General features: G+C 63.4%; 13 protein-coding genes. 7 read left to right on the top strand and 6 right to left on the bottom strand.

Annotation, left to right across the window (positions count from 1 at the left end; translation table 11 throughout):
* Positions 1-95 precede the first annotated feature (95 nt).
* Complete coding sequence (locus EN807_RS12285; RefSeq protein WP_135935107.1) at positions 96-794, bottom strand: type 1 glutamine amidotransferase; 699 nt, start codon at positions 792-794, stop codon at positions 96-98.
* 85 nt (positions 795-879) lie between these two features.
* Between EN807_RS12285 and EN807_RS12280 the strand changes: the two genes are divergently transcribed.
* From EN807_RS12280 to EN807_RS12265, 4 genes are all read left to right on the top strand, one after another.
* A complete protein-coding gene (locus tag EN807_RS12280) occupies positions 880-1527 on the top strand; it encodes a hypothetical protein (protein WP_135935106.1) in 648 nt (215 codons plus the stop codon).
* A 31-nt stretch (positions 1528-1558) separates the two neighbouring features.
* Entirely contained in the window at positions 1559-2293 is a 735-nt protein-coding gene (locus EN807_RS12275; protein WP_135935105.1) for a 16S rRNA (uracil(1498)-N(3))-methyltransferase, read from the top strand.
* A gap of 272 nt (positions 2294-2565) precedes the next feature.
* The gene (locus tag EN807_RS12270) at positions 2566-3939 is read left to right on the top strand and encodes a glutamate--cysteine ligase (protein WP_135935104.1); all 1374 of its coding nucleotides are present in this window, start codon (positions 2566-2568) and stop codon (positions 3937-3939) included.
* Positions 3940-4108: 169 nt separating this feature from the next.
* The gene (locus EN807_RS12265; protein ID WP_135935103.1) at positions 4109-4999 is read left to right on the top strand and encodes a DUF937 domain-containing protein; all 891 of its coding nucleotides are present in this window, start codon (positions 4109-4111) and stop codon (positions 4997-4999) included.
* A 185-nt stretch (positions 5000-5184) separates the two neighbouring features.
* Here EN807_RS12265 and EN807_RS12260 read toward each other — a convergent pair whose 3' ends face one another.
* Positions 5185-5475 carry a DUF1127 domain-containing protein gene (locus EN807_RS12260; protein WP_135935102.1) on the bottom strand — a complete coding sequence of 97 codons (291 nt, stop codon included), beginning with the start codon at positions 5473-5475 and terminating at the stop codon, positions 5185-5187.
* Between the two features lie 231 nt (positions 5476-5706).
* Between EN807_RS12260 and EN807_RS12255 the strand changes: the two genes are divergently transcribed.
* The 3 genes from EN807_RS12255 to EN807_RS12245 all read left to right on the top strand — a co-directional run bounded on the left by EN807_RS12255 (position 5707) and on the right by EN807_RS12245 (position 9469).
* The gene (locus EN807_RS12255) at positions 5707-6663 is read left to right on the top strand and encodes a LysR substrate-binding domain-containing protein (protein ID WP_127316396.1); all 957 of its coding nucleotides are present in this window, start codon (positions 5707-5709) and stop codon (positions 6661-6663) included.
* Positions 6664-6733: 70 nt separating this feature from the next.
* Positions 6734-8299, top strand: coding sequence for an exodeoxyribonuclease VII large subunit (gene xseA / locus EN807_RS12250; protein ID WP_135935101.1), 1566 nt, complete (start codon positions 6734-6736; stop codon positions 8297-8299).
* A gap of 39 nt (positions 8300-8338) precedes the next feature.
* Entirely contained in the window at positions 8339-9469 is a 1131-nt protein-coding gene (locus EN807_RS12245) for a P1 family peptidase (RefSeq protein ID WP_127316394.1), read from the top strand.
* 76 nt (positions 9470-9545) lie between these two features.
* Here EN807_RS12245 and EN807_RS12240 read toward each other — a convergent pair whose 3' ends face one another.
* The 4 genes from EN807_RS12240 to EN807_RS12225 form a co-directional block, all read right to left on the bottom strand.
* Complete coding sequence (locus EN807_RS12240; RefSeq protein ID WP_095519374.1) at positions 9546-9800, bottom strand: DUF768 domain-containing protein; 255 nt, start codon at positions 9798-9800, stop codon at positions 9546-9548.
* A 629-nt stretch (positions 9801-10429) separates the two neighbouring features.
* A complete protein-coding gene (locus EN807_RS12235; protein ID WP_095519375.1) occupies positions 10430-11185 on the bottom strand; it encodes an ATP-binding cassette domain-containing protein in 756 nt (251 codons plus the stop codon).
* Positions 11178-12230 carry a ribose ABC transporter gene (locus EN807_RS12230; RefSeq protein ID WP_135935100.1) on the bottom strand — a complete coding sequence of 351 codons (1053 nt, stop codon included), beginning with the start codon at positions 12228-12230 and terminating at the stop codon, positions 11178-11180. The genes EN807_RS12235 and EN807_RS12230 overlap by 8 nt, the downstream gene beginning before the upstream one ends.
* 96 nt (positions 12231-12326) lie before the next feature.
* The gene (locus EN807_RS12225; protein ID WP_127316391.1) at positions 12327-13307 is read right to left on the bottom strand and encodes an ABC transporter substrate-binding protein; all 981 of its coding nucleotides are present in this window, start codon (positions 13305-13307) and stop codon (positions 12327-12329) included.
* Between the last annotated feature and the right edge of the window lie 173 nt (positions 13308-13480).

Below are 13480 nucleotides of genomic sequence, written 5' to 3'. Positions count from 1 at the left end.
AGGGTGGCGGGCGGCCACAAGCCAAGGACGAAACAAGCTGTCCACAGCGGATATTTGCCGGCGTGCCAAATATGCAACTTAGGGACCGACAGCCGTCAGATCGTCGCCACCCAGGCGCGGGCGATGGCCAGCCCGGCGGCATCGGCATCCGGTCCGTGATGGGCCATTTCGTCGTCGAGCCGATCGCTCCAGTCCGGGTGCCGTTCGGCAATGAGCGATGCGAAGGATGAGCTCCAGTCGCGGACCATCGGCCGGTCCGCCTCGAAATGGAACTGAAAGCCATAGACGGCGCGGCCGATGCGAAACGCCTGGTTCTCGGCGACTTCGTTGCCGGCGAGCCGCACGGCACCTTCAGGCAAGGCAAAAGTGTCGTCGTGCCATTCGAAGATGGGGAAATTTTCGGGCAGCGCTGCGAGCACCGGATCGGCCTTCGCCGCCGGAGTGAGCGAGACCTTGTGCCAGCCGAATTCCGAGGCGCCGCCGATCCGGTTCTCGCCGCCTAAGGCGCGCGCGACCAGTTGGCTGCCAAGGCAGATACCGAGCACGGCGCGATCCTTGTTCGCAAAATCGCGCGTCAGGTCGAGCAGTTCAGGGAAATACGGGCAAATCTCGTCGTCCAGCGCATTCTGGGCGCCGCCGAGCACGACCATGGCGTCGTGCGCATCGCTGTCCTGCGGCAGCGTCTCGCCACAATAGGGCCGGCGCAGGTCGATATCGGCGCCCGCCTCGACAAGCGCTGCGCCGATCTGGCCAAGGCCCTCACTGTCGAAATTCTGGACCACCAGCACCCGCATTGAAAACCTGCTGGCATGAAATGATTCGTCGAGCGATATCATGCCGCCGTCATTCCGGCCAAGATGCGTATTCGGGGAGAAAGCTATGCCACTGCAGAACCGCGTAGACCCGTTCGGCGTTCTCCGTGCAGTGCCGGAGCGCGGCCTGTTGATGGGCAATCGCGGTATCATCCATGACCCCGAAACGAAGACGCTGCTGAAGAAGCGCTGGGCACTGCAGGCCTGGATCATCTGCGTCTGTGAATTCCGCGATGTACGGCGCGAGCCGATGGGCCGAAACAGGGACGGTGGCAAGACCGGCTGGACCGAGCTGTTTTTCCTGGACGAGGTCACCGCGCTCTCGGCCGGACATCGGCCTTGCTTCTTCTGCCGGCGCGAGCGGGCGAGCGACTTCGTCCAGCGCTTCGGCGTGGCCTACGGCATTGCCGAGCCGCGCGCACCGCAGGTTGATAAGCGGCTGCATAAGGAGCGGCTGGCGGCAGGTGGGCGGGCACCGGTCGTATCCGCTGAAGAGCTTGCCGCGTTGCCGGACGGCGCCATGATTGCGGAAGGGGGCAACGCCTATGCGATGCGCGGCGGCAAGCCACTGCGCTGGTCGTTCGCAGGCTATGGCGATCCGGTGAGGTTCGGCGGTTTTGCCGACCGTCCAATCCGCCTGCTCACGCCGGCAACCGCCGTTTCCGTGCTGCGGCAAGGCTACGAACCGGTGTGGCACGCGAGCGCTGAGGCTTGACGCCAAGGTTTGGCTCGCCCATTCCTCGGCGATGCGCGCCAATTACAAGATGCAGCGGCTGTTCGTGCCGAACGACCTCGGACCGGGTATCGAGTTCGAGGCGAGCCCGCAGCAGGGCCATTACCTGATGCATGTGCTGCGGCTCGGCGAAGGCGCCGAAATCCTGTTGTTCAACGGCCGCGACGGCGAATGGTCGGCGGCAATCGCCGCGAAATCCAAAAAAGCGGTGCGGCTGAAGGTGCTGGCCTTGCAGCGGCCGCAGCCGCCGCTGCCCAATCTCATCTACTGCTTTGCGCCATTGAAGCAGGGTCGGCTCGATTATCTGGTGCAGAAGGCGGCCGAGATGGGCGCCGGCGTCCTGCAGCCTGTCATCACACAGCACACGCAAGTGGCGAAGCCCGGCATCGAACGCCTGCGCGCCAATGTCGTCGAGGCCGCCGAACAATGCGGCATCCTGGCGGTTCCGGAGGTGCGCGAAGCGGAAAAGTTCGAGCGCCTGCTGGCCGGCTGGGACAAGGAGCGGCGGTTGATCTTCTGCGACGAGGATGCCTCGACCAACAATCCCCTGCCCGCGCTGCAAGCGGTGCGGGAGAAGAAGTTCGGGCTGCTGGTCGGGCCCGAGGGCGGGTTTTCCGACGAGGAACGAAGGATGCTGAGGGTGCTGCCTTTCGTAACCGCCATTCCGCTCGGTCCGCGCATCCTGCGCGCCGATACGGCTGCGGTGGCGGCACTGGCGGTGATGCAGGCAACAATCGGGGACTGGTGAGGCACTTCCCTTCTCCCCTTGTGGGAGAAGGTGGCCGAGCGAAGCTCGGTCGGATGAGGAGTACTGGACCGAACGCGGCGATGCCAAGCTGGAGCACCCCTCATCCGTCTCGGCGCTGCGCGCCAATCCAGCTTCTCCCACAAGGGGAGAAGGAAAGAAGCAGCGTCAATCAATTCCAGTTACCCTGTGGCTCAGGATTTTTCGCTTGATCGCCTACTGACATTTCGTCCATCTAGCGCCGGCGGTCGTCCGACCGCTACAGAGGACTTGTGATGGCGCGCGACACAACCGATTTCCGGCCGATCGAAGGCGTCGACGAGCTTGTCGCGCATCTGGCTGAAGGCAACAAGCCGCGCGACAAATGGCGCATCGGCACCGAACACGAGAAATTCCCGTTCTATGTCGACGGCAACGCGCCGGTGCCCTATGGCGGCGAGCACGGTATCCGCGCCATTCTCGAAGGCATGCAGGAAAAACTCGGCTGGGATCCGATCATGGATGCCGGTCGCATCATCGGCCTGGTCGAACCGACCGGCCAGGGCGCGATCTCGCTGGAGCCCGGCGGCCAGTTCGAACTGTCCGGCGCGCCGCTGGAGACGATCCACCAGACCTGCCGCGAAGGCAATGCGCATCTGGCGCAGGTGCGCGAGATCGCCGAGCCGATGGGCATCCGCTTCCTCGGCCTCGGCGGCAGCCCGAAATGGTCGCTGGCCGAGACGCCGAAAATGCCGAAATCGCGCTACGAGATCATGACGCGCTACATGCCCAAGGTCGGCACCAAGGGCCTCGACATGATGTACCGCACCTGCACCATCCAGGTGAATCTCGACTTCGAGAGCGAGGCCGACATGCGCCGCAAGATGCAGGTGTCGCTGAAGCTGCAGCCGCTGTCGACGGCGCTGTTCGCCAACTCGCCGTTCACCGAGGGGCGCTCTAACGGATTTCAGAGCTGGCGCGGCGATATCTGGCGCGACACCGACAACCAGCGCTCGGGCCTGCTCGAATTCTGCTTCTCGCCCGATTTCGGCTTCGCCGACTATGTCGAATGGGCGCTCGACGTGCCGATGTATTTCGTCATCCGCGACGGCCAGTACCACGACATGACACACGTCACCTTCCGCCAGTTCATGGCAGGCGCGGCCCGCAACGAGATACCCGACGGGCTGCCGACGATGGGCGATTGGGCGAACCATCTGTCGACGCTGTTCCCTGACGTGCGATTGAAGCGTTTCCTTGAAATGCGCGGCGCCGATGGCGGACCGTGGCGGCGCATCTGCGCGCTGCCGGCCTTCTGGGTCGGGCTGCTCTATGACGCGGCGGCGCTCGACGCGGCCGAGGCGCTGACCTCGAGCTGGAGCTATGAAGAGGTGCTGGCGATGCGCAACGCCGTGCCGGAACAGGGCATTTCGGCGCCGTTCCGCAACACGACACTGCGCGAGATCGCGCGCGACGTGCTCGTCATCTCGCGCATGGGGCTGAAGAACCGCGGCCGCAAGAACCGCGACGGCTACGACGAAACGTCGTTCCTCAGCACGCTGGACGAAGTCGTCGCACGCGGCACGACAAGCGCCGAAGAGCTGCTGTCCGCCTATCATACGCGCTGGGGCGGCTCGATCGAGCCGGTGTTCATGGAATATGCGTATTAGCCGCTTGCTATCCGCTTGGCCGACGAATTGAAGGCCGCGCGCCCTATTGGACGCGCAAAGCACGCTCTAACTCACTTTAAGCTACGCATCATGCCTTCCGAAATCGATTCCGATTTTCGGGCCAATGCGGTAGGCTTTCCTGCGAGGATTTTCCCGGAGGAGAAAACCAATGCCTTCCTTGTTCGACATTCTGGCGCAGGCTCAGAACGGCAACGGCATGCAGGCCCTGGCCCAACAGTTCGGGCTTTCGCAGCAGCAGACGCTATCGGCGGTCGAGGCGCTGCTGCCGGCCTTTTCACAGGGGCTCAAGCGCAACACGTCCGATCCTTACGGGCTCGGCGCATTCATGACGGCAATGGCCAGTGGCCAGCACGCCAAATATTTCGAGGACGCAAGCCGGGCTTTCTCGCCGCAGGGCGTCGATGAAGGCAACGGCATTCTTGGCCATCTGTTCGGCTCGAAAGAGCTGTCCCGCGCCGTTGCCAGCCAGGCTGCGCAGGCGAGCGGTGTCAGCCAGCAGGTTTTGCAGCAGATGCTGCCGGCCGTGGCTTCGATGATGATGGGCGGACTGTTCAAGCAGACCACAAATCAGATGCAGGCAGCAGGCGGATTCGGCGGCGGCAGCAATCCGCTCGGCGAGATTATCGAGCAGATGATGCGGCAGGCCGGCGGCGCGCAAGCGCCACAGCAGCGCCAGGCGCCCGGCCCGATGGACAACCCTCTCGGCAAGGTGCTGCAGGACATGTTCGGCGGCGGCGCGCAGCAGCCGCAACCCCAACAAACGCAGAACCCCTATGGTGACAATCCGCTCGGCAAGGTGCTGCAGGATATGTTCGGCGGCGGGGCGCAACAGCCGCAGCAGTCTCAGCCGCAGCCACGGCAGGCGCCGCAGCAGCGCCCGGCACCACAGCCGCAGGCCAATCCGAGCGGCAGGCCAAGGAATCCGTTCGACGATTTGTTCGGCAAGATGTTCGAGACGGGCGCGCAGCAGCGCGACGATTACCAGAAGGGCGTTGAATCGATCTTCGACCAGTTCAAGCGGGGAATGGATCGGCGGTAACCCGACGAGGCTGCCGAGATCTGATCTTCAGCGTTGACCAAAGAAAATGCCCGGTCCTTGTGCGAACCGGGCAGTGTGCAGGCGGGCCGGCGGGGGGAACCGGCAGGGAGTGGGAGCCTGCAAAATCCTGGCGCCGTGCGCCCTTTAGACGCGCAAAGCACGCGAAAGGGCACGCAACAACGCGATCAGGCCACCTTGCGGGCAATATCCTCTATCGTGTCTGTGCGATCGGCCGCGATGATGCGAAGCCTCTCGGTTGGATCGCGGCCGAACGGCACCTCGATGGCGACGTGGAGATCGGCGCGCGTCAAGCCGATGTCGGCGAGTTCGGCGTCCGACATCTCGCCAAGGCGATAGAAGGCGCGGCGGTTTTTCCAGGCGCGATAGACGTTGGAGATGGTGTTGACCACGCGCGTCGCAATAGCCGGACGCGACGTGATGCGCGAGGTCTCGGTGGCGAAGTCAAACGTAGCCATGTCAGTCTCCTTCATTCGAACGGACGAAGACAGGTGATCGGCGCTGGCAACAGCGGCCGTTCCGGTCCCGATTCACTTACAAGATGCATGTCGTCGTCCTAAAACCGGTCACCACTCTTAGGCGACATGCATTGCCTTGATGTGGACAATCGTAAATTTGCCATCGTTCGATTGATTAATCCAACGAATGTTTCTAATCTTTAGCATCAACAGCAGTGATGGATTGGACCGATGAAAGCGCCACTCGATCTCGATCAGTTGCAGACCTTCGTCACGATTGTCGACACCGGCAGCTTTACCCGCGCGGCAGAAGAGGTGCATCGGACTCAGTCGGCGGTGTCCATGCAGATGCGCCGGCTGGAGGAGCGGATCGGCAAACCGCTGTTCGAAAAGGACGGGCGTACCAACAGGCTGACCGAGGACGGCGACAGGCTGCTCTCCTACGCAAGACGGCTGCTGTTCCTCAATCGGGAAACGCTGGCCGCCTTCGACGACCGGCGGCTCGAAGGCACGATCCGCATCGGCACGCCGGACGACTATGCCGATCGCTTCCTGCCCGAGATCATGGCCCGCTTCGCCCGTTCCAATCCACGTGTCGAGCTGACCGTCATCTGCGAGCCGACGCCGGGGCTGGTCGAGCATATCAAGCGCGGCAATCTCGATCTGGCGCTGGTGACGCATAATGACGCGCACGGCCAGTCGGAAGTGGTGCGGCGCGAACCGCTGCTGTGGGTCACTTCGGCCAACCACGCGACACATGAGCAGGACACATTGCCGATGGCTTTCGGCCGCCCGAACTGCATCTGGCGGCGGGCTGCCGTCGACGTGCTCGACCGGCAGAACCGCGACTACCGCATCCTGTTCACCAGCTTCTCGGCAACCGTCATCACCGCCGCGGTGCTTTCCGGCCTGGCCATCTCGGTGCTGCCGGAATGTGCGCTGCGGCCCGGCATGCGGGTTCTGGGCGACGCCGACGGGTTCGGCGCGCTGCCCGATTGCCGCATCGGCATCATGCGCGGCCAGACGTCGCGGCCGGAGATCGTCGACGCGCTGGCCCGCCACATTTCGGAAAGCCTCGATAATATTTCCGTGCCGCTCGGCGAAGAGACGGGGAGCTTCGACTTCGCAGCACTCGCTTTTTCGAAGATAAAGCGGACCAAGCCGAACCAGATCTTGCCGGGCTGGTGAAAGACCCCGCAATTTGGGTCGGCACCGAGCACGTCTTGACGCGGACGCACAACCGCCCCCCAATCGGCCAATGAGCGACGCAGCATCCGAATCACGCACCAACGCCACTGAATACACGGTGAGCGAGATTTCCGGCGCGCTGAAGCGCACGGTCGAGGACGTCTTCGGCAATGTGCGGGTGCGTGGCGAAATATCAGGCTATCGCGGGCCGCACTCCTCCGGCCATGCCTATTTCTGCCTGAAGGACGACCGTGCACGGCTCGACGCCGTGGTCTGGAAGACCACAATGAACCGGCTGAAGTTCCGCCCCGAAGAGGGCATGGAGGTGATCGCCACCGGCCGGCTCACCACCTATCCTGGAAAGTCCAACTACCAGATCGTCATTGACAATCTGGAGCCGGCCGGCGCCGGGGCGCTGATGGCGCTGCTGGACGAGCGCAAGCGCCGGCTGCAGGCCGAAGGCCTGTTCGATGCCGGCCGCAAGCGCTTGCTGCCATTCATGCCGCGCGTCATCGGCGTCGTCACCTCGCCGACAGGCTCCGTCATTCGTGACATCATCCACCGGATCAAGGACCGGTTTCCGCTGCACGTGCTTGTCTGGCCGGTGCGGGTGCAGGGCGAGACGGCAGGCGCCGAAGTGACAGCCGCCGTCAAGGGCTTCAACGCACTGACGCAGGATGGCATTATTCCGCACCCCGACCTGTTGATCGTGGCGCGCGGCGGCGGCAGCCTGGAGGACCTTTGGGGGTTCAATGACGAGGGGCTGGCCCGCGCCGTCGCCGCCTCGCGCATTCCGGTGATCTCCGCTGTCGGCCATGAAACGGACTGGACGCTGATCGACCTGGCGGCGGATGTGCGGGCGCCGACACCGACGGGTGCCGCTGAGATCGCCGTGCCGGTCAAAGTCGACCTCGAAGCGACGCTTGCCGGCCTTGGTGCGCGGCTCAAGACCGCGGCATCGCGCAATTTCGAGCGCAAGCGCCAGGCGGTCCGTGCCGCCGCCAGGGCGCTGCCCTCGCCCGACCAGTTGCTGGCGCTGCCGCGCCGGCGTTTCGACGAGGCGACGAGCCGGCTTGGCCGGGCGCTGTCCGTCAGCGTCCAACGCAAGCGAGCACGGCTTCAGGCACAGCGGCTTACGCCGGCTACCCTGTCGCGACGCATGAACGAGGCCCGCACGCTGGCCGGCCGCGACCTCGCCCGCGCGCAAGCGGCGTTCTTCGCCATCGTGCGCGAGCGGCGAACGCAGTTTTCGCGAACCGCGGCGCGGCTGTCGCCGGCGCCGATCGCAAGACGGCAGAAATTGCAGGCAGATGCGCTGGCGGCGCTGTCGCGGCGACAGGACCGGGTGATTTCCGTACGGCTCGACCGCCTGCGCGGGAAACTGACCCAGGCCGACCGGCTGCTGGCGACGCTATCGCACAAGGCGGTGCTGGCGCGGGGCTTCGCCTTGGTGAAAGACGCCGACGGCGCGGTGATCAAGCAAGCTGCGGAAGTGGTGCCGGGTATGGCACTTTCGCTAGAGTTTGCCGACGGGACTGCCGATGCGGTTGCGACCAGCGGTGCCGCACGGCCGAAAACAACTGCTAAGCCGGCCGCCAAAGCCAAGGAGCCTGGCAATCAAGGCTCCCTGTTCTGAGTGCAATGGTTTCTGAGTACCTATGATTTCTGAGCCCGCATGACCGACAATCATCACCAGACGACGCCTTCCGGCAGGCTGCGGGCGCGAGCCTTCGGCATAAGTTTTGACGGGACGCCCGGGCCGTTCAACGCCATCACCGATGTGGCTGGCGTTGCGGTCGGTTATTCGACGCTGATTTCGGGCGAAGGTGCGCTGGTGGTCGGCAAGGGACCGGTGCGCACCGGCGTGACCGCTATCCTGCCGAGACCGCGCGCCGATCTCGCCACGCCGGTCTTTGCCGGCATCTTCAGCCAGAACGGCAATGGCGAATTGACCGGCTCGCACATCATCGAGGAGACAGGTGCGTTCAATTTCCCGATCACCATCACCAACACGCATTCCTGCGGCGTTTCACGCGACGCAACGCTGCGCTGGATGCAGCGCGTGCTGCCGGCCGCGCTCGACAGCGGCTGGGGCCTGCCGGTGGCGGCCGAAACCTATGACGGTTTCCTGAACGACATCAACGGCCACCATCTCAGGTTCGAACATGTTGCCGCGGCGCTCGATGGCGCGACCAGCGGATCGATCGAGGAAGGCAGCGTCGGCGGCGGCACCGGCATGATCGCCTTCGGTTTCAAGGCGGGCTCCGGCACGGCATCGCGCCTCGTCGAATGGCACGGCGGGCGCTACACGGTCGGCGCGTTGGTGCAGGCGAATTTCGGCAAGCGGAGCAATTTCACCATTCGCGGCCTGCGTGCCGGGCCCGATCTCGTAGAACCGGCGATCCGCGAGAGCACGCCGCGGGCCGAGAAAGGTTCGATCATCGGGGTCGTCGCCACCGATGCGCCGCTGCTGCCGCATCAGATGAAGCGGCTGGCGCGCCGGGTGCCGCTCGGCGTCGCCATAACCGGCGGGTTCGGCTATCACAGCTCGGGCGACATTTTCCTGGCCTTCTCGACCGCCAACCGCGAGGCGGCGCTGGCGCCGTCAGGCCGCATCGCCAGCGCCGATTTTATCCCGGATACCGACATCGATCCGTTCTTCGACGCCGTGATCGAAAGTGTGGAGGAAGCGATCCTCAATGCGCTGGTCGCCAATGACGACATGACCGGGCGCGACGGCAATTTCGTGCCGGCGCTGCCGAAGGCATGGCTCAAGGGCAAATTCGGGGCGAGTCAGGGGAAGTAGGACTGTGGCGTGTCATGCGTCGCACAAGTCGTGGAAATGGTTGAGCCTGGTAAATAGCTTTCGCCGGGTCGGCATGTCACTCGGCAGGCTTGTCCGAATTCTTTTCGTCCTGGTCGGCCTCAGCCGCCTCTTCCAGCTTCGACGCTATAAGCTCCTGAATGTCGCCGACCTCTTCCTGGATATCCTCCAGCGGTATGCCGGCTTCAGCCGCTTTGGCGGCGCATTCCCTGGCGAGGGTCTCGGCCTGCTCCTCGATCCTGTCCAGCGAGGGCTGGCAGTGGACCTTTTCGCCGATCCACCCTTGCAAGAACTCGATCGCGTGTTCGCTCATGCTGCTGTTCCCTGGCGGCTGCGCCGGTTGGTAATCATAAACGCCGGTATCCCCGAAAAGATGCACGGTCCCATTCCAACCGAGTCGTCGTCGTCCGGCAAGCCGATCTTGCCCAAGCTCCACAGAGCTGACGTGAATCGAAGGTTCAAGGAGCACATTCTAATTCTTGAGGAGATTCTATTTTCTTGAGGAGACTGGCACCGTTGGCTGGGATCATGTCCCGGATCGCACCATTGTTTCTACTTGCTTTTTTCCGGAATTCCAGTCAATTTGTATGACAATTGGTGTCACAATACGTGGCACGTTTGCGGTGCCATTCGCTGCGCACCCCTAGGGCACGCGGCCAAAGCCGCCGCTATATAGTGACATCCTCAGGCAATGTCGACTCTGCTCGCCATCCTGCTTGTTTCCGCTCCGCCGAGCGCATCTGTATGGCGTATCATCATCATCGGGGCGAGCATACTTCACCGGGAATCGACCGAGCGCATCGAGGTGCTGAGCAGCTAGGCGCGATAGCCTATGCCGGCGATCTTGCCGCGGGTCGCTTCTCGCCAAAGAGTTGCCTGCTGGCGGCCCAGGAAGCTGAGTCCCTCGGCAAGTGAGCTGTTTCAATAATCGAAAAGTTCGGCTTATCCGCCAACCATGAGCTTGACGACTTCGTCATGGTTGGTTTCCGAGATCTTGCGCTCGCCAGCCTGAACGCCGCGGCGCAGCACGACGATGCGGTCGGAAACGGCGAAAATATCCTGCAGATTGTGCGAGATGAAGATCACGCCCCGCCCTTGCGCCTTGAGTTGGTGGATGAGCGAAATGACCTTGCGCTGCTCCGGGACGCCAAGAGCTGCGGTCGGTTCGTCCATGATCAGGATCTGCGCGTCCCAATAGACGGCCCGGCCGATGGCGACGGCCTGGCGTTGACCGCCGGAGAAATTGCTGACCGGGGCGTCGAGCCGGCTGACATGGAAATCCAGCCGTCCCATGGTCTGCTTGGCGGCGACGGCCATGGCCTTGCGGTCGAGCACCGGCAAGAAACCGAAGGCCTTGCGCATGGGTTCCCGGCCGAGGAAGATATTGGCGCCGATGGACAAATTGTCGGCGAGAGCGAGATCCTGGTAAATGGTCTCGATTCCTTTTTCGCGCGCCTCCTGCGGCGTCGCGAACGTCACCGGCTGCCCTCTCAGCAGAATTTCACCGCCGGTCGGCTGAAAGACGCCCGATATCGCCTTGATCAGCGTCGTCTTGCCGGCGCCGTTGTCGCCCGCCAGTGCCACCACTTCGCCCGGCCGCACGGCCATGGAGAAATCGTTCAGCGCCTGCACCGCACCGAAATGCTTGGAAAGGTGTCGGACTTCGAGAAGGGGGGTGGTTTGTTCGGAACTATTCATCCTGGCGAGCTCCACTGAACCGGCGCTGCGCCTGGTCGATAAGGACGGAGATAATGATGACGAGGCCGACGGCGATGAACTGCCAGAACGGCTCGACATTGACGAAAACCAGCCCGTATTGAATGACCGCGATCACCAGGGCGCCGGCGACCGTCCCGAAGATGGTGCCGGAGCCACCGAACAGGCTGGCGCCGCCGATCACCACGGCTGCGACGCTGTCGAGCAGCAAGGGTTCGCCGGCCTGGGCGGCGCCCGCGGTAAAGCGCGCTGCATAGAGCGCGCCCCCGAGGCCGGCGCACATCGCCGAAAGCACGTAGAGGCGTAGGATGTGGCCCCTGATGTCGATGCCGGCGCGACGCGCCGCCTGCACATTGGCGCCGATAGCGTAGTTGTGCTGGCCGAACCGGGTCTGACTCAGGATGTAGTGCATCACGACGACGAAGACGGCGGCGATGATGACGAGATAGGGGACACCGTAGAGCCTGCCGTTGCCAAGCAGCGCGAACCAGGAATTCTGGACCGGCACTGTCGTGCCGCCGGCCAGCAGGAACGCAGCGCCGCGCGCCACGCCGAACATGCCAAGCGTCCCGATGAAGGGTGGAATTCTGAGGCGCGAGATCAGCAAGCCGTTGATTAGGCCAGGCACGCCGGCGACAAGCACGGCCGCCAGAATGCCCAACATCATGGCCAGAGGCACCGGCATGGCGTCGCCAGCCATATTCGTGGCGTGGGCCGCGACGACGGCCGCGAGACCCATGATGAAGCCCAGCGAGAGGTCGATGCCTCCCGAAATGATGACGAAGGTCTGCCCGGTCGCCAGCAGCAACGGCGCCACGGCAAATATCGCAATGGACTGTACGTTGAACGGGTTGAGCACGAAGGTCGCGCCGAAGGAGAGCCTCGACCAAACCTCGAAACAGATGATCAGGCCGGCGAGGAACAGCCAGGCGCGTCCCTCGGCGATGCGTGCGAGCCAGCTCCTGGCCGGGTCACCGTGATCCGCCTGAGGAGCGACATGCGTTTCGGTTGGTGATGTTGAAGTCATGAATGGTTCCGATCCGCAGCGCGGCCTCTGTCAAACAGGGTCAAATGGACCCGGCGCAGGTCTCCTTCCGGCAGGCCGGAAGGAGACCTGCTGGACTTATTCGGAATAGAGGTACTTCGAGATGTTGGGGTCGGCGATGTTGGCCTTGTCCATGATCGTAAAGCCGGTGCCGATCGCAACCGGGATCGACTGACCGGTCAGATGGGCATAGGCCGACACGACGCCGAAATAGCCGATCTCCGCGGGATGCTGAGCAATCGCTACGTCGACAAGGCCAGTATTGATATTGTCGACAATGCTGGTCGGCGCGTCGAACGCCACGACCTTGACTGTGCCGGTCTGCCCGGCCTGCTGGACGCCATTCGCCGCGCCGAGCGCCGAGAACAGATTTGCACCGAACACGCCAACGAGATCGGGATTGCGCGCGAACACAGCCTGCAGCTGCGAGGCGGCCTTGTTGGCGTCGTTGTCGTTGAACTGGGTCTCGAGCACGGTGATGCCGGGATGGTTGGCCGCCATCTCCTTCTTGAAACCCTCTTCACGCTGGTCGGTGGTCGAAATGCCAGGTTTGACGTTCGAAACGTAAACCTTGCCCTTGTCGCCTATGGCCTTGGCCAATGCCCGCGCGGCGATCTCGCCGCCCAGAATGTTGTCTGAGGCAATATAGGACAGTGGGAAATCCGCCTCGCCGGCGCCGGTCTGGTAGACGCCGCTGCCAATGAAAGTGTCCACAGTGATCACCGGAATGCCGGCATCATTGGCCTTGCGCAGCGGCTCGACCAATTGCACCTTGTCGGTCGGCGCGATCAGGATCGCGTCGGGCTTCTTGGCGATGACCGCGTCAAGCACGGGGACTTGCGTTACCGGATTGAAATCCGGGGCGCCCTGGAAAACCAGGGTCACACCAAGGGCATCGGCTGCCGCCTGGGCTCCCTTGCGCATGGTGATGTAGAAGCCGTCGGTGGTGAGACCCGGAACGAGCGCAACGGTGAACTTCTTGTCCTGCGCCAAAGCGGGCGTGATCAGCGCCGTTGCGCAGATGGCGAGAGCCGCCAGGGCGGCAACAATCTTCTTCATTAACATCCTCCTCATGTGTGGGCAGATTTGCCGTTGCGATCGACATTGGAATGGCTGTCAATTCGTTCCGGCTATGTGAAGTGCTGGCGGCGAGAGGCGGGTTTCGCCTGCTTGCTGTTATGGGCAGCTTTCCTCCCGAGCGCCCCCAAATTAGATCAGCCAGTCGAAACCGA

Source organism: Mesorhizobium sp. M5C.F.Ca.ET.164.01.1.1, assembly GCF_004792125.1.
In the GTDB taxonomy this organism is placed as follows: Bacteria; Pseudomonadota; Alphaproteobacteria; order Rhizobiales; family Rhizobiaceae; genus Mesorhizobium; species Mesorhizobium wenxiniae.
This window is presented reverse-complemented; position numbering and strand designations above follow the sequence as displayed.

What these genes read in the sequence shown, in the direction of transcription:
- EN807_RS12285 (WP_135935107.1), bottom strand. Translation starts at nt 794, where the DNA reads ATGCGGGTGCTGGTGGTCCAGAATTTCGACAGTGAGGGCCTTGGCCAG.
- EN807_RS12280 (WP_135935106.1), top strand. Translation starts at nt 880, where the DNA reads ATGCCACTGCAGAACCGCGTAGACCCGTTCGGCGTTCTCCGTGCAGTG.
- EN807_RS12275 (WP_135935105.1), top strand. Translation starts at nt 1,559, where the DNA reads ATGCGCGCCAATTACAAGATGCAGCGGCTGTTCGTGCCGAACGACCTC.
- EN807_RS12270 (WP_135935104.1), top strand. Translation starts at nt 2,566, where the DNA reads ATGGCGCGCGACACAACCGATTTCCGGCCGATCGAAGGCGTCGACGAG.
- EN807_RS12265 (WP_135935103.1), top strand. Translation starts at nt 4,109, where the DNA reads ATGCCTTCCTTGTTCGACATTCTGGCGCAGGCTCAGAACGGCAACGGC.
- EN807_RS12260 (WP_135935102.1), bottom strand. Translation starts at nt 5,475, where the DNA reads ATGGCTACGTTTGACTTCGCCACCGAGACCTCGCGCATCACGTCGCGT.
- EN807_RS12255 (WP_127316396.1), top strand. Translation starts at nt 5,707, where the DNA reads ATGAAAGCGCCACTCGATCTCGATCAGTTGCAGACCTTCGTCACGATT.
- xseA (WP_135935101.1), top strand. Translation starts at nt 6,734, where the DNA reads ATGAGCGACGCAGCATCCGAATCACGCACCAACGCCACTGAATACACG.
- EN807_RS12245 (WP_127316394.1), top strand. Translation starts at nt 8,339, where the DNA reads ATGACCGACAATCATCACCAGACGACGCCTTCCGGCAGGCTGCGGGCG.
- EN807_RS12240 (WP_095519374.1), bottom strand. Translation starts at nt 9,800, where the DNA reads ATGAGCGAACACGCGATCGAGTTCTTGCAAGGGTGGATCGGCGAAAAG.
- EN807_RS12235 (WP_095519375.1), bottom strand. Translation starts at nt 11,185, where the DNA reads ATGAATAGTTCCGAACAAACCACCCCCCTTCTCGAAGTCCGACACCTT.
- EN807_RS12230 (WP_135935100.1), bottom strand. Translation starts at nt 12,230, where the DNA reads ATGACTTCAACATCACCAACCGAAACGCATGTCGCTCCTCAGGCGGAT.
- EN807_RS12225 (WP_127316391.1), bottom strand. Translation starts at nt 13,307, where the DNA reads ATGAAGAAGATTGTTGCCGCCCTGGCGGCTCTCGCCATCTGCGCAACG.